A 19,785-nucleotide genomic window follows, 5' to 3' on the forward strand; every position below is an offset into this window, starting at 1 on the left:
GGAGTTAACTCCCCCTACCAAAACTTATAATGGACAGATATCCATCGTCCCGATGGATATCCCTACTGCCTTACACAAACTTCTTGACGCTACCCACGCCTGTGGCTGAGAGTCGCAAAAAGCGACTCTCAGCGGCGAAAACACCACAAAACGAAACTGAGAGTCGCGAAATCCGACTCTCAGCATCATTAAACCCAAACCCCAGCTCACGCCTGTGGCTGAGAGTCGCAAAAAGCGACTCTCAGCGGCGAAAACGCCACAAAACGAAACTGAGAGTCGCGAAATCCGACTCTCAGTTTCAACAAACCCGAGACCCCGCTCACGCCGGTGGCCGAGAGTCGCAAAAAGCGACTCTCAGCGGCGAAAACGCCACAAAAAGAAACTGAGAGTCGCGAAATCCGACTCTCAGCTTCAACAAACCCGAGACCCCGCTCACGCCGGTGGCTGAGAGTCGCAAAAAGCGACTCTCAGCGGCGAAAACGCCACAAAACGAAACTGAGAGTCGCGAAACCTAACTCTTGATAGCGGCATATTCTCTATCAGTCACCAATTCGGGCTAGTTTGCACGCTGATAGCGATATATCCGCTATCAGCGGCATACCTTTACGAGAATGGAGCCAATTTGGAGCTTCGACGATGCTGATAGCAGCATATCCGCTTTCGTTTACCAATTCGGGTTAGTTTGCACGCTGATAGAGATATATCCGCTATCAGCAACAGACCGATACGAGAATGGAGCCAATTTGGGGCTGCGACGATACTGATAGCGGTATATCCGCTATCGTTCACCATTTCGGGTTAGTTTGCACACTGATAGCGATATATCCGCTATCAGCAACATACCGATACGAGAATGGAGCCAATTTGGAGCTTCGACGATACTGATAGCGGTATATCCGCTATCGATCACCAATTCAGGTTAGTTTGCACGCTGATAGCGGTATATCCGCTATCAGCAACAGACCGATACGAGAATGGAGCCAATATGGGCTTCGACGATACTGATAGCGGTATATCCGCTATCGTTCAACAATTCGGGTTAGTTTGCACGCTGATAGCGAAATATCCGCTATCAGCAACAGACCAATGCGAGAATGGAGCCAATTTGGAGCTTCCACGATGCTGATAGCGGCATATCCGCTATCGTTCACCAATTCGGGTTAGTTTGCACGCTGATAGCGGCATATCCGCTATCATTCAACAATTCCATTAGTTCTTAGGCGTCAATCGGAATAGCTTCGATTCCATCGGCTCGAGCGTTACTTGCAGGGAGCCTTGAACGTCGCCGGTAACTGCGCCCGTCCAGAGATCCTTCAGCTTATAAGACGCACCACTGTCCAAGCCGGCCCTTGCCAGATCGACGGTTCTGTCGACAGGCGTGCTGCCGTAGTTAAAGAGTGCGATGTAATAATCGCCTTTATCTTTCAGCACGAAGGCATCTGCAGCTTTAGCACCGGTATTTCCTTCGACCGGGCGGAAGGCTTTTCCGATCTGAGCGACTTCAAGCACGGCCTTATTCGTCAGCAGCGCTGTCATGTATTCTTGCGCTTTCGCATCGTGAACGTTATCCGAATCCATAAACACCGTTCCCGAAATAACGGCAGAATTGACTCTGCTTCTAGCCTCGGTTAACGACCCCGCTCTGGACAATGCCATATGATCGGGATCAGTGTAGTGATAGATCGTTCCGTTCTGCCACCAGCCATACGTCAACGCGTTCAGTTGGAACTCCGTGTCGGAGATGCTGCCGAACGTGTCCGTAGCAATCCGTCTGCTATGCGCGTATTGGCTTGGGAACAGCGGCGCGATCGAGGCGCTGATAAACATTTTATCCGCGATAAGGCTGTCGACATAAGCCATACCTTGGTTATACGCTTGCGTTCCGGTTTGGACCGCAGGATCGTAATGCTTCCCTTCCAAAGCACCATGCGTCAAGAAATCCAGCTTGATATATTCGAAGCCCAGATTCTTAAAGCGGTTAAGGAAATACGTAATCCGCTCCTTAGCTCCTGGGTGAGACGGATCTACCGCATAGGCGCCGTCCAATTTAGGTAACAGGTTGCCGGATTCATCGCGCAAGAGGATATCCCCGTACTTATAACTCGATCCTTCCACCTGCTGCTCCATATTGTCGCCCCAATAGACGAACGGTCCCCAGTAGATGCCGGCTTTCTGTCCGTTCTTGCGGACCTTGGCCACAACGTCAGCTAACTGCGCTTCCGTTAGATTATCCCAGTACGAATCCAGATTGATATAGGTAACCTTCTTATTATTGAAGCCGTCCTTCTGCAGATGCTGCTTCACGTAATCGGACGTATCCAGCACATCCTGATAAGTCAGATTGCTCCCAAAAGCACCCCAGCTGTTCCAGCCGACAGGCACGCCTTCGGGAACTTTTTTGCCGAATGCAAGCGGAGGTGCAATCACTGCGTTAGCCTTGCCGTACTCTTCCATGCCTTTCCGATAATCGCCATAGAAGCCGACAAATGCCGTAGGCGATGATAGCACGGTTCCCTTAATGCTACCGTGAGCAACCGAATCATGCGTTTTCGCGGTCGAAACGCCGCCGAATACTTCCAACTGATTCAAACGATTATTTTCGCCGGTGAAGCGAATGCCCGTTTTCCATGTATCGTGCGTCACCGAACCTACGATAAGGCCGTTACGGCTGGCATTATCATAGATCGCAGACACCTCATAACTTGTATCTGCTGAGTTGATCGGCACAGCTTGATGACGAATCCACATGTCGTTGTCATAAGGAACGGATAATACCCGTCCATCCGTATAGCTGCCGATATCGATGCCGCCGGTTGAATTGGTTACGACCGGAGCCATGTAGTTCGTTTGCAATTCTACTGCCGATACCGCTTCTGTTCTGGTTAAGAAATATGGCTTATCCTCATAGAAGCTGTACCACTGGTTCAACGTCGGACTTCCGTCTTGGCTGTTGACGAACTTCACCTTAATGCCTTTGCCGAAGCCGTCTTTCACGATGGTCACATCCGCCATGGAGAAGCTGTGGCTGTCGTAGCAGCTGCTCGCCTTATCTTCAAACTTGCTGTATACCCCTTTGGCGATCGTCTTATCTTTCCAAGCATAATCCGCCATCCCGCTATCCGTGCGGTAAGTAACGGCATAATCGCCATTTTGGATCACAACCGCATCTGCATATTGAGCAATCTTGATCGACCCGAACTTCTGCTTGGCGACTTGTGCTCCAAGCGCCGGCGTTTCAGTGACCACCTGCTCGCAAGGCTGCACTTGCCCGCCATCTACTGGGGTTACGACGATTTTGTCCATATCCGGTGAATACCCGCCTCCATCCGAGAACAGAATGGTGTTGCTTCCGGCTGCCAGGTTAACGCTAATGGTCTGCGAACCTACGGTATTCCAATCCTTCGTGCTCTGGAAGAGAATATTTTGCGCCGGCCCCCCGTTCGTGCTCACATCGGCAGCACGCGGATCGCCGGAAATATAATACACGGTCAGATTGTAGCTGCCCGCCGCTGGAACATTAATCGCATTAAATTGCAAGGAAGCACCTTGATAGAGATTCCCGACCTTTTGCCCGCCCGAGCAAGCACCGCAATTCGATACTTGCGCATTCCCCGTCAACGTGTTGCCGGAAGCCTCCGCCTCATAGCCCTGCGCGATCGGATAAATGTCGATCTTATCAAAATCAGGCGAATACCCGCTGCCATCCGAAATGTCGATGTAGTTGCTACCTTGCACAAGCGTCATCGGAATGGTTAACGTGCCTAACGTATTCCAGTCTGCCGTCTTGTCGAAGTCAATATGACGGGAAGTGCCGCCATTTGCGCTAATGTCCGCGCTTCGCGGATCTCCGGAGATGTAGGAGAACACAACGTTATACGAGCCGGCCTCCGGCACCTCGATATTGGTAAACCGCATGCTGCTTCCTTGGTACAAGCCCCCCACTTTCTTGCTGCCTGAGCAGACGCTGCAGTCGGCAACGGATGCATTCCCCGTCATCGTGTTCCCCGCTGCTTCCGCTTCGTAGCTGTAAACCACTTCGTTCGCGGAGCTTGCCGTAGCGTCTGCATTGGAGCTCTTGCCGAAGGACAAACTGCATACAAATAGTAATATTGCCAAACAAGTTGTTAGCGTTTTCATAATGAACTCCTTCCAACCTTATATTTGAATACATCTCTCAATGTAAGGCAGCGCGAATAGCCATACAATCCAAATATCTTACGAATCATACGGCAAAATAAAGGAATCCTGACCGCCGGATTGGAGCCGATGTCCCGAGTCATCATCCGTTCTCTACTTTCGCTCTACCATCCTCAACTTCTTTCGGAATGTTCGTTGTAAGATAGCGTTTACACGCTATACTTAAGAGAAAATCCACCAAAGGAGAAGGTTCCGAATGAGCTTTCTGCGCCGGCTCACCCTCTACCCCAAGCTCGTTCTGACTTTTCTGGTTATCATCATTCCGCTTGTTACCATCAGCCTGCTCATGAATATCCGCAGCGAGCGTCTCGTGCGTAACGAAATTACAAGCTCCATGCAAGCCAAGGTCAATTATTATATCAACGCGCTTGACGATGATTTTGGACCTCTTGTCACATTGGAGCAGCAATATACGCTCGACGATGACATCTTTAACCTCGCCTACTCTTCGATCATCATGACCAGCGAGCAGTATACGAATGCGGTCAGGAATGTGCAGAAGAAGCTGCAGATCTTGAAGAATATGAGCCCTTACGTAGAGGACGCCTTCGTCAACTTCCCCGTGCTCGATCGTAAAATATCAGCGTTATCCTTCAATGAATTGAACCACGAGGAAGCAGCCGCTTTAAACCAAATGGCCGATACGTTCGAATCGCCCTTCCTGCTCTACCAGAACCGGCTATGGATGAGTCTGCCCTACCCGAACAGCCAGTCCATCGGCCGCGGGTTCACGATTGCGCTCGAAATATCGAGCCTTGCGATCAAGGATTCACTGTCCGGCTTCCTCATCGACGGCAATGGCGGCGCTATGCTTATGGACGAGGGTTTATCCTGGAGCGAGACTAGCGGCAACGTGCCTTCCGACCGCAAGAAGCTGCAAGCCCTTATTCACGCACAACTGCAAGCCGGGCAGAAGAGCGGCTACGAAATCATCGAGGATGGAGACTCCACGTATTACGGATTCTTCGAGAAGTCATCGAAGCTTGGGCTAACGCTCGCGATTTTCGTGGAAGAAAGCAGCTTCATCGGTCCGCTTAAACAATACGCGATATGGCTATGGGCCATCTCGATTGCCGCGCCGATTCTCATCCTGTTGTTCTCCTATCGGCTCTACCAGCTTATCCATACGCCGCTGAAGCGACTTGTCGGCGCATTCAAAGGACTGGAGAAAGGCGATCTCTCCGCCCAGCTGAATTACCGTTCGAGAGACGAATTCAATTACTTGTATGTACAGTACAACCGCACCGTGTCCAGACTCCAGGATCTCATTAACGAAGCGTACGTCCATCAATACCAAATCAAGGTTGCCGAGCTCAAGCAGCTGCAATCGCAGATTAATCCGCACTTCTTGTACAATAGCTTCTTCAATCTGCACCGGCTAGCCAAGCTCCAAGAGAATGATAAAGTCGTCGCCTTCTCCAAGCATCTGGGCGAATACTTCAAATACGTTACCAAGAACGCCGACTTCGTGCCGCTCGATCAAGAGATCAAATTCTGCCGATCCTATGCGGCCATTCAAGGCATTCGGTTCGACGATCATGTCCGCGTCGAATTCGGCGAAGTCCCGGAACGCGTCAGCTCGCTGGCCGTGCCCAAGCTGCTGCTGCAGCCGCTTGTCGAGAACGCCTATCAGCATGGATTAGAGGACCAAGTGGAAGAAGGGCTTGTCACTGTCGCTTTCGAGGATTGCGGGGACCATGCCGAAATCGCGGTGGAGGATAACGGGGCGCTTGACGAAGAAGAACTGGCGCATATCGTGGCTCTATTGACCGATGCGGAGTACAAGTCCGAGAGCGAAGGCTTGCGTAACGTTCAGCTGCGCATTCGGCTGAACTTCGGCGAGAATGCCGAACTGCTCGCGGCGCGCGGTGCTCTCGGAGGCTTGCGAATGACCATCATCATTCCATTTAAGGAGGCGGCATAAGGCGATGTACCGATTGTTGATCGTGGATAACGAACCGATTATTGTAAGAGGGCTCCAGCAGCTATTGGGAGAAGAGGCACCGTTCGAGCTCGATGTCTATGGCGTGCATTCGGCCGAAGAAGCTCTGCGGATGCTCGGGATGATGAAGATCGATATCGCTTTGCTCGATATCCGCATGCCCGGAATGAACGGCCTAGAGCTGCAAGCCAAAATTGTAGAGCAATGGCCGGACTGCAGGATCGTCTTCCTCTCCGGTTATGACGACTTTTCTTATATCCAGACCGCTTTTCGCAGCGGCAGCGTCGATTATGTGCTCAAGATGGACGGCGATGAAGCGATCATAGCTGCCATTCAGAAGGCGATCGACGAGCTGTCGCGTGCAAGCTCCATGAACCAATGGATTGACCAAGCCAAACATAAGCTGCAGCAGTCGCTTAGCCCCTTGCAGCGAGATTACGTGAGCCAGCTGATCCATGGTTTAGCGCCTGCCAAGCAAGAGCGAATGGATGAGCTGCAGATGGCGATGGACGCATCCGTATCGCCGCTGCTTCTGATCTCGCGCGTCGATCGATTCGCCTCTTCTCATTCCGATGCGGATAAAACGCTCCTGTATTACGCGCTGCAAAATATTGCCGGCGAGTTCTGGGCAGACTGCCGAGCTTTCAGCGTCATGCTCGACCCGTCCGCGATGGTAACGTTTATCCAGCCTGTTTCGAATAGTCAATGGGAGACGCTCAGTCCGCGATGGATCCGGTTCGTGCATGGCCAGCTGGAGACTATACAAGCCGCCTGCAAACAATATTTGAAGCTTCCCGTCTCGTTCGTGGCCAGCTCGGAGACCGTCCATTGGGATGACATTCACTTGAAATACGCCGAGCTTAAGCAAATTCTGTTCTACGGCTTCGGCCAGCGTACCGAGATGCTGCTAACGGATGGCGTCAATCGGAACTTCGCTTCGGGAAGCCCGCAAACAAGCGAGACGATCATTAAAGCGCAAAGTCGGTTAAAGCAGCTCTTATCCTCCGAGATGGCGCTTGAGAATCGGCTGCTCGCCGATTTCGATGAGCTCGCCGCACTCTCCCGCAAGCTGACAGGCAATCATCCATTCCTGTACGAAATGTACAACGGCATCGCCTACATGCTGTTATCCGCCATTAATCACCAACCACGGACAGAAGAGTTTCCATCCGATTGGCTGACCAAGCTCGTTTCGCTGGATGCCCACTCCTCATGGGAGGAGGCACTCGATTATTTGCGGGACATCATCCGCCGCCTGCTCGACATTCGCAATCAAGAGAGCGAGGCCGGTGCTCACCTGCTGATTGCCAAGCTGAAATCCTTTATCGACGGCCACTTGAACGAAGACCTGTCGCTCGTCCGGCTGGCGGAAACCGTCTACTTGAATCCGACTTACTTGTCTCGTCTGTTCAAGCAGCAAACCGGTCAAGGCATCTCCGAATATATCGCCGAACTTCGGCTGACCAAGTCCTGTGATCTGCTCAAGTTCTCGAATCTGAAGATCCAGGATATCGCCCTGAAGGTTGGGTTCGATTCCGCGACGTCCTTCGGCAGGTTCTTTAAGCGAGAAATGAATGCGACGCCTCACGAATATCGGGAGAGCGCCTCCTAATAGGAAAGCCGCCGGTGATCGTTCACCGGCGGCTTTCTTGTTTATCGGAGTTTATTGGAACACCCTGACATAATCGACGAACATATCGACTTGATTGTTATATCTGGCGAGATCGATCGGCCAACCGCCGCCGAGCGCCAGGTTGAGCATGAAGTACATCGGCGTTTTGGCTTGGTCGAACGTCGTATGGCGCCACACCTCTACGTTGTCGATGTAGTAGATCGTGTCGGTCGGCGTTATTTTGGTGCCGTAAATATGCCAAGTCGACGCGTTGTCGCCGAACGCAAAGTTCGAGGAAGAACAATGCGTGTCGTGCATTTCCGGATTGCCGGCCCACCAGTGCTTCGCCTGGCAAGCGCCGTTCGGATCTTGCCCGTAGGCTTCGACCGTATCGATCTCCGCCGTCGACGGCACGCCTTGCGATATGCTGTTCTGCGACATGAGCCAGAACGCCGGCCATGTCCCTTTGCCTGCCGGCATCAGAATGCGAGCCTCGAAGTAACCGTAGGTTGCAGCGACGCCGGTACCGTTGGTTCGTACGGAAGACAGCAAACCTCCGGTGTAGGTGCGGTTCCAGCCCATCGGATCGACCGTGCCGGCCGGTGCTTTCTTAGCTCGAATGCGCAAGTAGTTGCTTCCGAGGATCGCAAACGGATCATTCGCGCTGCCGTAATCGGCGAATATCGCTTCACCAAATTCGGTGCCGTTCGGCGCGTCCGGCTTAGATGTTGCATATGTGGCTCCGGCGCCTGTACGGGATGCCGACAATGTGCCTGTGAAATCGTCTTGGAAAAGCACGCTCATGCCTGATGCTTGGGAAGGCGCGGACGGTATGCCTTGTTTCCAAGTGACCCCGCCTTCGTTATACAGCTGCAAATAACAGTTGTCCGAGTGCGTATAGTTCGGATTGCCTTCAGGCGAATCCCATGCACTTAAGATGACCGAGATCGGTCCATGAGGAAAGTCAGCGGCCGGGAAGGTCACTTCGCCATAACCGTTCGCGTCAGGCGTTACCCGCTGGAACCAGGCATCGTAGCCGTTCGCGTTCGGATGCGCAGTGTCCGGCTGGTGCCAGGACCTGGCCCATACGTTCTGCATGCCCGGCGCGTAGAACTTAATCGTAATCGTACCGTTAATCGAAGCGCCATAAGATGGCGAAACGACGCTCACTTGATAATTCGGATAAGTTCCAGGGTTGGTTGGCGGGTCCGTCGGAGGTGTCGTTCCCCCTCCGGTGCCGTAATACTTGATTTCCGTCGCGCCGGAAGCCGAGCCGGCTTGCGGCGTGAAGACGATTCTCATCTTGGAAGTCGTAACCGCCGTAAAGGTGACCGTATTGACCTGACCGCCAGTCGGTGCAGCCGGTGACTTCGATTGGCTTGCCGCATTCGTCCATGCCGTACCGTTCCAATATTGCACGTTATAGGAAGCCGGCGCTTTCACGCCGCCCCCGTCATCGTAAATATAAATGTCGGCTTGGGATACGGAGCTGCTTGCGCTCAAATCCTTCTGCACCCAGTCTGTTGCATTCGGCGATTGGTAGCTGGTCCAGCGATTATGCGGTGAATTCACGTACGAGATCGTTCCGTCATCGACATCGTCTACTTCATCCATGTGGAACGTATAGGATGCCGTGGATGTTCCGGCTATCGGCGATGATGGCGGATTCGTTGGAGGATCAGTTGGCGGTGTGGAAGAACCCGTTCCGTAGGCAATTTCGGTTACACCGGACTTGGAGCCGGACTGGTGCGTGAAGACGATTCTGAATTTGCTTGCCGACACGGACGTGAAGGTTACCGTGTTGACTTGGTTCCCGGTCGGAGAAGCCGGGGATTTCACTTGGCTTGCAGCGTCCGTCCATGTGCTGCCATTTAAGTATTGCACCTTGTAGGAGCTCGGTACCTTAACGCCGCCTCCATCATCGTACAAATAAACCTCAGCGCTGCTTCTCGTTACCGCAGAGCCGAAATCTGTCTGTAACCAGTCCGTGGCGTTCGGTGATTCGTATGCCGTCCAACGGTTAGCCGGCGTATCATCGTAAGACACAATTCCGTCATTCACCTCACTCGTCGCGTCCATGAAGAACGTGTAAGACGCGGTGACCGTGGCCCCGGTGTCATACGCGAAGGCTTGCATGCCGGAGAACAGCGTGGACAAGAGAGCGCTTACAATCAGGAGCGGCAAAAATGTTTTCCCGGGCCTTAATCTCTGCTTTTTCATTAATCATCACTACCTTTTCGCTATATTGGGCTGCAAATGTATTATAGCGAAGCCTCGCGCCGCTGCCATCTGCCGTTCGCTACTTTCGCTCTACCGATTTCTACTTTTTTGGAATGGAATCACGGTCTACTTGCTCATCTGTTGCTCTGGGTGCTACTCTCGCCCTCATTTCGCCAACTATCTACTCATGTGTTGCTCTGGAAGCTACTCTTGCCCGTAATTCTCCAACTATTTGCTCATGTGTTGCTCTGGGAGCTACTCTTGCCCTCATTTCGCCAACTACCTGCTCATGTGTTGCTCAGGGAGCTACTCTTGCCCTCATTCCGCCAACTTTCTGCTCATGTGTTGCTCTGGAAGCTACTCTTGCCCTCATTCCGCCAACTTTCTGCTCATGTGTTGCTCTGGGAGCTACTCTCGCCCTCATTTCGCCAGTTCGCGGCAGAAGAGCGGAAACAGTTACCGCTCACGGCCCTCCCCTGGCACCCCTAATCGAATCGGCATTCCTTCGCCAAAACAAAAAAACGTCCCAAAAGTCGCCACCACCTGGCACACTTTTGAGACATTTCCTTTTAAACAGGTTCTATCAGGTCCTGCCACAACTCAGCTTCCCTTTAATCCAAAGGCGAGCTGGTCCGAAGCACAATGCATCGGAATTCCCCTTCACCTTCCGCTACAATGGACGCGTCCCCTGGCTTAGCAGGCCTGCATGCGCAGTAAAAGTGATAGAATCTACCGTTCCAATAGATGACCGAGGACTTATGCGCATGCGTCTCGTCCACCTCACCCGGCTCACCATGCGGAATCCAAGGCTCCTCTACGATTTCCCAGTTCGTCAGATCCTTCGATGTCGCAAGAAGCCCTTGCGCATGCTTGCCGTCGAACCCGAAACCAAAGTTCACCCAATTGCCCGTCCGACTGTCGAACCGGATATGGGGATCGCTCACGTATTGGCTGTAGAACGAGCCCGGCTTCACGCCCATGACAGGCTCACCGCCGCCCGGGAACCTCGTCCAGTGCAGCAGATCGTCCGACACCGCCAGCCCCGTCTCCTCCGTCCATGGCCAATTCGGTTGATCCTTGGCATTGTAGAACATCCAATACCGTCCCTCGAATTCGACGAAGCAGCATTTATACAAGCCTGCCCGCTCCCAGCTGCCCCCGTTCTCATACGAGAAGATCGGCTCTTCGAGACGGTGCCAATCCAGCAAGTTCTCGCTCTCGCACCATGCCAGCCCCATCTTCGCTCCCCCGGCCTCGTAACCGAACTCGGGATAGGCATGATAGATCATCCAGTACTTGCCGTCGACCTGCTTCAAGCGAGGCAGCACGTATACATCATTATTCTCCAGCAGTACCCAGGAGTACGCTGCACCCACATAATCCCAGCGCGAGGCATCTTCCCCCCGGTCCAGAATGACGCCTTCGTGCTCCCACTCCACTAAGTTGTCACTCACAGCGAGCGCCGTTCGATACCCTAGACCATCAAAGCCGATATGCATCATATAAAACTTGTCGTTGTGATAGAAAACAAACGGACAATCCACCGACATCGCATTATAGGTGCCAGCCTCGCCTGAACCTTGAAGCACCGGCACTTCCCGCTTATACGGGGTGCGCAGATGCTCAAATTCACCTTTCGCCAAACCTGCCATACGCTCCGGAGCTCCTCTCGTCTTCAACTCTTCTACTCTTTCACGCTGCCTACGATAACGCCTTTGATGAAGAATCGCTGCAGGAACGGATACACGCAAATAATCGGCAAGGCAGCCAGGAAAATCTGAGCGCCTTTCAACGTGCGATCCGAGATGTCTGCCAGCGCTTCCGCGTCCACCATCGAGACGAGGCTGAGATCGCGGTTAATAACGACGGTTTGCAAATAGCTTTGCAATGGATATTTGTCCGGTGAGTTCATCAAGATGAGCCCGTCGAACCAAGAGTTCCAGTGACCCACCATGGAGAACAGGATCAGCGTGGCGATTGCCGGCATCGATAGCGGTACATATACTTTCCATAAAATCGTCCAATGTCCTGCTCCATCGACGAAAGCCGCTTCCTCCAGCTCTTTGGGCAAACCGCGATAGAAATTAAGGAGCAATACGGCGTTAAATACGTTCACCGCTCCGGGCAGAATAAGCGCGCCCATTGTGCCTAGCAAATGAAGCTTCTGAATGACGAGGTACCAAGGAACGATTCCGCCGCCGATGAGCATCGTCAAGACGAAGAACCAGACATAGAACAATCTGCCCCTAAAGGCGAATGATTCCTTGGACAACGGGTACGCGAGCGTAATGGTCAGCAGCATGTTCAGCGCCGTGCCGAGCAGCACCCGCTCTACGCTGACGCCGAGGGCCTTCATAAATTCGGGCTTCTGCAGCACGAAATTGTACGATTGCCAGGTAAAGTCCACCGGCCACAGCGACACCTCGCCGGAGCTCGCCGCAGTGCTCGAACTGAGCGATACCGCCAGCACGTTCACGAGCGGGAACAAGCAGAGAAAAGCAAGCAGGATGAGAAAGAGTGCATTAAAGACGTTAAATACTTTTCCGGATACGGAAGTCGTCTTCATTATGGGTTCCGCTCCTTATTTTAGAAGATTCGATAATTGGCCAAGCGATAAGCGAGATAATAGGACACGGATATCAAAACGATCGATACGCCTGATTTCATCAACCCTACCGCCGTTGCCAGGCTGTATTGGGCTTGCTCAAGACCGAGCCTGTACACGAGTGTGTCGATGATGTCTCCGCTTTCGTAAACGATCGGACTGTACAAGTTGAAGATTTGATCGAACCCGGCATTCAACACGTTGCCTAAGCTCAATGTCGCAAGAAGCACGATGACCGGCGCCATGCCGGGAAGCGTAATATGCACCATCTGCTTCCAGCGGTTTGCTCCATCGATAACGGCTGCCTCGTAAAGCGCCGGGTTAATACCCGCAAGCGCAGCCAAGTAGACGATCGTGCTGAAGCCAAACTCCTTCCACACGTCCGAGATGACGACTACGGCCGGAAACCATTGCACATTGCCAAGGAAGAAGATCGGTTCAACGCCGAACACGCCGAGAAACTGATTCACGATACCTGAAGTCGGCGACAAAATATCGATGAGCACGCCGCCAAGTATAATCCACGATAGAAAATGAGGGAGATAGATCAGCGTTTGAATCGAACGCTTAAACATGTGCTTTCGCACTTCGTTCAGTAGAAGTGACACCACGATCGGCACAACTAACCCTGCTGCAATCTTCATTACGGCGATGAAGACCGTATTGCCAATGACCTGCCAAATGTCCGGCAGCTTAAACATGTAGTCGAAATTCTCCCATCCCACGAACGGGGAGCCTGCAAAGCTCTTCACGACGGAAAATTTCTGGAACGCTATAACGAGTCCTGCGATCGGGCCGTAACTAAACACCAGCACCAGCAGGAACGAGGGGGCCACCATCAGATGCAAAGGCAGCTGTCGGCGCATTTTCGATTTCAACATCTACGGACACCGCCTTCCCGGCACAAGATAAGGAAGGGAGGCCGGAAGCAAGTCCCGACCTCCCGATTACGCGTATGACTTATGATGGCTAATAATTCATGGTGTTTATTATTTCTTAGCGTACCAATCGTTCACTTCCTGCGTAATTTGCTCGCCGCCCAGTTTGTTCCAGTCGGAGACGAATTGGTCGAAATCCGAGATCGGTGAGCCTAGGATAATCTTCGTAAACTTCTCCAGTACCAATTTATCCAAAATCGCTTGTTTGTCCGTCATGCCTGGCGTTGGAGCACCGAAGAACTCACTCTTCATTAGCAGGCTTTGATCGACGTAATTCGCTCCGATGACATCCCATGAACCGCCTGCTCCGAATACTTTGTTCGTGGCCCAGTTCGTTCTGTCGCCGCCGTTGAACAGCACGATCTTGTCGTAGTAGCTCTTCTCTTCCGGCGTCAGTTTGGCTGCATCATTGGCTTGCAGCGCTGTAACCACGTTCTTATGCACGGACAGCAGACCTTGCGGTGTTCCGAAGCCGCCTTGCAGCAGCGCGTATTTGAAGAATTCGATGCCGTCTGCGCTGTGGAATTTAGCAGGCTCAGCCGTTTCTCCGATGATCTTCTCATTGTAGAGGTTGAACAGCTTCACGATCGCTTCCGGATGCTCGGCGCCTTTCTTGACGACCCAGAAGGCATTGAAATCAGCTTTGGATTGCGCCATGGCAGGCGTTCCGTCCACGGAAGGAATCGGGAATACGCCCCACTCGGCGTTCGGATCTTTGTTCACGCCGTCTTGCAGCGGCCACAGCGGATTCCACATGGCGCCGAAGCTCATACCCACTTTGCCGGCCGTTTGCAGCTCGGCTGCTTTGCCGCCGTCTTTGACGCCGAATTCTTTGTCAATCAAGCCTGCTTTATACAGCTCTTGCAGCTTCGCGAGGGCATTCTTCATCTCCGGTTGCGTGCTGCCGTTGACGAGCTTGCCGGAGCTGTCCTTGATCCAGATGTTCGCATAAGCGTGGAAGCCGTTCATGAAACCGGAGAAGTCCGGGTATCCGCCGAACAAGTCCTTCGAAGCCGCGAGGCCGTACGTATCGTTCTTGCCGTTGCCGTCCGGGTCTTTTGTCGTAAAGGCTTCTGCAATCGCGATAAAATCGTCCATCGTTTTCGGTTCAGGCAGGCTGAGCTTCTTGAGCCAATCTGTTCGGACATAAAGCAGCGGCGCTCCGCCCAGATAATCCTCGGCAGGCGGAATGCCCATCAGCTTGCCGTCATACATAGCCGCCGACTTGGCGTTGGTTCCGCGGTCAATCATCGTCTTCGTCAATTCGGAACCGTAGTCCGCGACGTATTGCGTCAAATCCTCAAGCTGGCCACCTTCTGCCAATTGGCGGAATTGCACGGAATCGACTTGGAAGATGTCCGGCAAGTCGTTGGACGTAATCGTCAGGTTCATTTTCTGGCCGTATTGGTCGCCGTTAACGATCCATTTGTACTTGATCTTGATGCCGAGATCGCTCTCGTAAGCTCTCGTCCATACGTTGTTCTCGATTGTGTCGCCGTCTTTGAATTTGTAAGTAGGGTCTGTGTAGCGAACGGCCGATACTTCGATCGGCGGATCGTATTTGGCGTTCGGATCGATCGCCGGCGCTTCCGTCTCAGCCGGTGCAGATTCGTTCGTGGCTGTGTTTTCGGATGTTGTTGCCGTGTCGGTCTTGGTGTTAGTGTTAGTCCCGCCATTGGCATTGTCGCTATTACTGCCGCATGCAGTCGTAACTGCCAGCAATAGAGCAACGGATGCAGTCAAGCTTCTATTACGCAGCTTCTTGTTCATACTGTGCCTCCCCGATTATATGTGTGTCTTAAGGAATCGTTCCTTATGTGCTTAATGATAATGCAGCTCTGCTCCCTAGCCTATCGTCCGTTGTTGACATCGGATCGACCGATTTCAACTTCTTGCACGGTAGAGATCGTAGAGAAGCTCCGCTGTCTCCGCGCGAGTCGGCGTGTTGCCAAGCTGGTCGAACAGGCCGCCGATCGCTGCTGCATCGAGCTTAGAAGCTGCCCATGCGCGCTTCGCGATCGTCGTCATTTCGACTTTCGTGATGGAGGCGGACGGATTGAATTGGTTATTTCCGCTGCCCAAGACGATGCCTAACGCTCTGGCATTGCGCAGGGCATCGGAGTAATAGGCCGTGGTGGACACATCGGAGAAGCTGTCTCCTGACTTCTGTCCTTTCCATTCCAGAATCCGCGAGAGCAGCACGACAAAGTCAGCACGGGAAATCGTCAGGTCCGGACTGAAATGGTTATCTGATGTCCCTTTAATGATGCCTTTGGAAGCTAACACTTCGATGGCTTGCTTCGCAGCTGATGTGCCGATATCCTCGAAGGTCTTGTGGACATAAGTGACTGCATACGCGCTGAAATGGGTTGTCGTGAAGACGACCGCTTTCGCTTCGGCATCGTAACGCCCGTTTGGCACAGCATGGATTTGGCCCGCTCCGTCAATGTACCACACTACGATGTGCTCGGGATTCAATAATTCCTCCGCTGTCGGCACATAAGGAATACGGACTCGGACCGGAGCCTGTGGGTTGTTCCACTGGATCACTTTATCCCCATTTAGGACGGTCAGCTCGATAACGGGGTGTTTGCCGATTTGCTGCTTCGTCTCTGCACCCAAAGTATCGGCATCGATGCGGCTAATCTGAATGGAAATCTCGGTTGAAGCGATGGACTGGCCCTTCAACATATCACCTGGCAGCTCGACCGACGCATGCGGCGTTTTCACTGCAATCGTTAGCGACGAAGCGCCCGATAAAGCGTCGGCAGGCAGTTTGAGCTCGTAGGTTGGAGCTGCCTCTTTGGAAGCTGGCGCTTCAAGCACGATCGTATGAATACCGCTGGCTGCTGCACGGTCTTGGGCTTGCTTCCATACGTCCTTGCTCACGGCCAACGTCGTCGTTCCCGTAGTTGCATTCGTCGATACACTAGGTTCGACTACTACTGTATCTCCGACTACCTTCGTTGCCGGAATTGGCGCAGGCGCAGATGGGCCGGACGCCGGAGGCTGAACAACTGCGTTCGGTTCAAACACCCTCACATAATCCACGTACAAGTCGATTTGATCGCCGTATTTCGCCAGATCGATCGGCCAGCCTCCGCCAAGTGCCAGATTGAGCATGAAATACATCGGCGTATTGGCTTGCTCGAAGGACGCATGTCTCCATACCTCGACGTTATCGATGTAATAAATGACTTCCGACTCGGTAATTCGCGTGCCATACGTGTGCCACGTCGAGGCGTTGTCGCCGTAAGCGAAATTCGTGGACGAACAATTCGTTTGATGCGTCTCCGGATTGCCCGACCACCAGTGCTTGGCTTGACATGCTCCGCTTGGATCGTGTCCGTAGGCTTCTACCGTATCCAGTTCAGCCGTCGATGGCAGATGATCCGGACCTGAACTGTTCTGGGACATTAACCAGAATGCCGGCCATGCTCCTTTGCCTGCAGGCATTTGCATTCGCGCCTCGAAGTATCCGTTCGTCGCGGCAATGCCGGTTCCATCTAGGCCGACGGAAGAGAGCAATCCGCCGATATATTTGCGATTCCAGCCTTGCGGATCGGCGTAACCGTCCGGAGCCTTCGTTACCCGAATACGCAAATGATCGTCACCGAGAATGGCAAACGGATTAACCGCATCCGTCGGATCTGCGAAGATCGCCTCGCCGAATTCCGAGCCGTTCGGCCAGTCCGGCTTCAACGATGCATACCTCGTGCCCTCACCTGTCTTGGATACCGACAGCAGGCCTGTGAAATCATCCTCGAACAGCACATGCATGCCTGCTGTTTGAGGTGGCGCGGCCGGAAGTCCTTGCTTCCACACGACTCCGCCTTCGTTATACAGCTGCAAATAGCTCGTCGTGGACTTGGTGAAGTTTGGATCACCTTCCGCTGAATTCCAAGCATTCAAGATGACGGTCAGCGGGCCATGAGGCAAAGTGTCGGCATCGATCTGGATTGAGCCGTTCCCCTCCGCATCCGGTGCAACGTTCTGGAGCCAGGCGTCATAGCCGTTCGGATCCGGATTGGCTTCATCCGGTTGATGCCATACTCTCGCCCATACATTCTTCATCTCCGGGGCTTTGAAGTCGATGGTCACATTGCCCGACACATTCGAACCGATCGCGGGGGAGATGATTTCAATCGCAGGTTCGACTATCACAACAGGAGGTGCCGTCGGTGCCGGTTCCTTGTTCGTGTCGACATAGGAAATTTCGGTCGCACCGGATTTGGCGTCACCTTGGTGCGTGAACACGACGCGATACTTGCTCGCAATTACCGTGTTGAATGCAACGAGATTCAAGCCCGCAACCGGTTCGGCAGGTGTACGCACCTGTCCGGGAACGCTCACCCATTCACTGCCGCTTAAGTATTGAACATCGAACGACGCCGGGGACTTTACACCGCCGCCGTCATCGTAGATATAGACGCCGGCCATATTTTTGGAGAGTGTGCTCTCGTACTCGGTCTGTACCCAATCGGTACTATTCGGAGAGCCATATGCCGTCCAGCGGTTGCGCGGAAAATCATTCAACGAGATGATGCCGTCACTGACAAAGCCAGCGTCATCGCCGTTGTTCGAGTAAGAAGCGGTCGCAGTCCCTGCGGAAGGCTCCGTCGGCAGCGACTGTGTGGCGGAATCGACATATTGAATTTCGGTAACGCCGGTCTTAGCCGTGCTGTGCGTGAAGAGAATTCGGAATTTCTGCGCTTCAACCGGAGTGAACGTAACCAGATTAAGCGCATTGCCCGCAGGCTCGGCCGGCGTTTTCACTTGATTGGCGGCGCTCACCCATTCATTACTCTCATTTAAAAATTGAACGTCATACGAGGCAGGCGGCTTAATGCCCCCTCCGTCGGCGAAGAGGTAGATGCCGACCGCATCCTTGCGCTTCGGTGCGCCGAAGTTCGTCTGCACCCAATCGGTTTCGTTCGGAGATTCGTACGAAGTCCAGCGATTGGCGGGAGCAGCTTCGTAGGAGACGACACCGTCGTTAACGTGACTCACCTGATCCAGACGGAACGTATAGGATGCCGATGCGTTACCAAGCGGCGATACTTCCGCACCGGGGATTGGCTCGGTATTCGAATCGACGAAGGCGATTTCCGTCACGCCGCTCTTCGAGCCGGAATGCGTGAAGAGCACACGGAATTTCGCCGAGGATACAGAGTCGAAAGTAACCAGATTCAGCTCGTTGCCCGTAGGGGCAGCCGGCGATTTCGTTGCGTTCGGGACGTTCGCCCAATCTGTTCCATTCCAATATTGGACGTCATACGCGCTCGGAGCCTTGATGCCTCCGCCATCGTCGAAAATATAAATGCCCGCTGTGTTTTTCGATGTGGCACTTGCGTATTCAAACTGAACCCAGTCCTGCGGGTTTAGCGATTCATAGGAAGTCCAGCGACTCTTGGGGTCGTCGTCATAGGAAACAATGCCATCGTTCGCGTCTTCCAGACGGTCGCCGTGATACGTGTAAGATGCCGTTAGCGAAGCTGCGGAATCCTCTGCGGCTGCCGCCGGCAGGATGGGAAAGCAGCTTACGATCAAACCTAAGGTTACAACCATAGAGAACCATTTGATGAGTACGGATTGCCGTTTCATTGCGTGAAGACCACTCCATTCTCCTTAGAAGGTAATCGGCATTCAGGGCCCTGAACGCCGATAACTTTATCTTACGGGAGGGCTCGGCTCGCGAATATCATCCGTTGCCGACATCGAATCTACAATTCTTTACTATTTCGAGCGAACATGCCAAAGGCTCCTGCCCGTAAAGGAAGGAGCTAATTTCCCGCTATCCGCTCCCGTACACTTGCTCCTCCTTTCGGCGTTTTTGCCGGAGGCTGCCCGAGAAAGTTTAACGGTTGTCAGCGTGGCTATTTTATGGAAAAGTCGACTTTTCCAGCGTTAACGGTTGTGAGAGACGTTATCTCCGGTAAAATAGTGGATTCTTGTTCGAAAATATCCAAATAAGCTCTCAGGCAACCGCTAGAGAATGAACAAGGGCTTTTGATGAAAAATAACCACTGTCACAACCCTTACAATTTAGAATGCAGTTGTTGAGGGGGTGTGTTTTGCGATTCTTTCTGCGGAAAAGTTCTAACGAACCGTACAGGCCTTATTTCACCGATAATGGCCCCATAAAAATTCTAACGGATCGTACAGGCCTTATTCGAGGTAGCGTCAAGAAGTTTGTGTAAGTAGGAATAAGCTCGAGGTGTGAGAAGTTTCGGTGGGGGAGGCTACTCCCCCACCGAAACTTCCAAGCTCG

General features: G+C 52.9%; 9 protein-coding genes. 2 read left to right on the forward strand and 7 right to left on the reverse strand.

Going from position 1 to position 19,785, the window contains the following annotated elements:
* Positions 1-1,209: 1,209 nt before the first annotated feature.
* The gene (locus tag BLW29_RS30815; protein ID WP_090986919.1) at positions 1,210-4,137 is read right to left on the reverse strand and encodes a carbohydrate-binding protein; all 2,928 of its coding nucleotides are present in this window, start codon (positions 4,135-4,137) and stop codon (positions 1,210-1,212) included.
* 256 nt (positions 4,138-4,393) lie between these two features.
* Here BLW29_RS30815 and BLW29_RS30820 point away from each other — a divergent pair, with 256 nt between their 5' ends.
* Entirely contained in the window at positions 4,394-6,121 is a 1,728-nt protein-coding gene (locus BLW29_RS30820; RefSeq protein ID WP_090986921.1) for a sensor histidine kinase, read from the forward strand.
* A gap of 4 nt (positions 6,122-6,125) precedes the next feature.
* Positions 6,126-7,751: a response regulator gene (locus BLW29_RS30825; protein WP_090986923.1), complete on the forward strand. Its 1,626-nt coding sequence runs from the start codon at positions 6,126-6,128 to the stop codon at positions 7,749-7,751.
* A gap of 51 nt (positions 7,752-7,802) precedes the next feature.
* Here BLW29_RS30825 and BLW29_RS30830 read toward each other — a convergent pair whose 3' ends face one another.
* The 6 genes from BLW29_RS30830 to BLW29_RS30855 form a co-directional block, all read right to left on the reverse strand.
* Positions 7,803-9,971, reverse strand: a complete 2,169-nt coding sequence (locus BLW29_RS30830; RefSeq protein ID WP_090986925.1) for a galactose-binding domain-containing protein — start codon at positions 9,969-9,971, stop codon at positions 7,803-7,805.
* Positions 9,972-10,582: 611 nt separating this feature from the next.
* Positions 10,583-11,623 carry a glycoside hydrolase family protein gene (locus tag BLW29_RS30835; protein ID WP_090986927.1) on the reverse strand — a complete coding sequence of 347 codons (1,041 nt, stop codon included), beginning with the start codon at positions 11,621-11,623 and terminating at the stop codon, positions 10,583-10,585.
* Positions 11,624-11,655: 32 nt separating this feature from the next.
* Complete coding sequence (locus tag BLW29_RS30840) at positions 11,656-12,537, reverse strand: carbohydrate ABC transporter permease (protein WP_090986928.1); 882 nt, start codon at positions 12,535-12,537, stop codon at positions 11,656-11,658.
* A 20-nt stretch (positions 12,538-12,557) separates the two neighbouring features.
* Positions 12,558-13,457, reverse strand: a complete 900-nt coding sequence (locus tag BLW29_RS30845) for an ABC transporter permease (protein ID WP_090986930.1) — start codon at positions 13,455-13,457, stop codon at positions 12,558-12,560.
* 108 nt (positions 13,458-13,565) lie between these two features.
* Positions 13,566-15,284: an extracellular solute-binding protein gene (locus tag BLW29_RS30850; RefSeq protein ID WP_090986932.1), complete on the reverse strand. Its 1,719-nt coding sequence runs from the start codon at positions 15,282-15,284 to the stop codon at positions 13,566-13,568.
* A 114-nt stretch (positions 15,285-15,398) separates the two neighbouring features.
* Entirely contained in the window at positions 15,399-19,118 is a 3,720-nt protein-coding gene (locus BLW29_RS30855) for an S-layer homology domain-containing protein (RefSeq protein ID WP_090986934.1), read from the reverse strand.
* Between the last annotated feature and the right edge of the window lie 667 nt (positions 19,119-19,785).

The sequence above is a fragment of the Paenibacillus sp. CF384 genome, assembly GCF_900106745.1.
Lineage (GTDB): Bacteria > Bacillota > Bacilli > Paenibacillales > Paenibacillaceae > Paenibacillus_Z.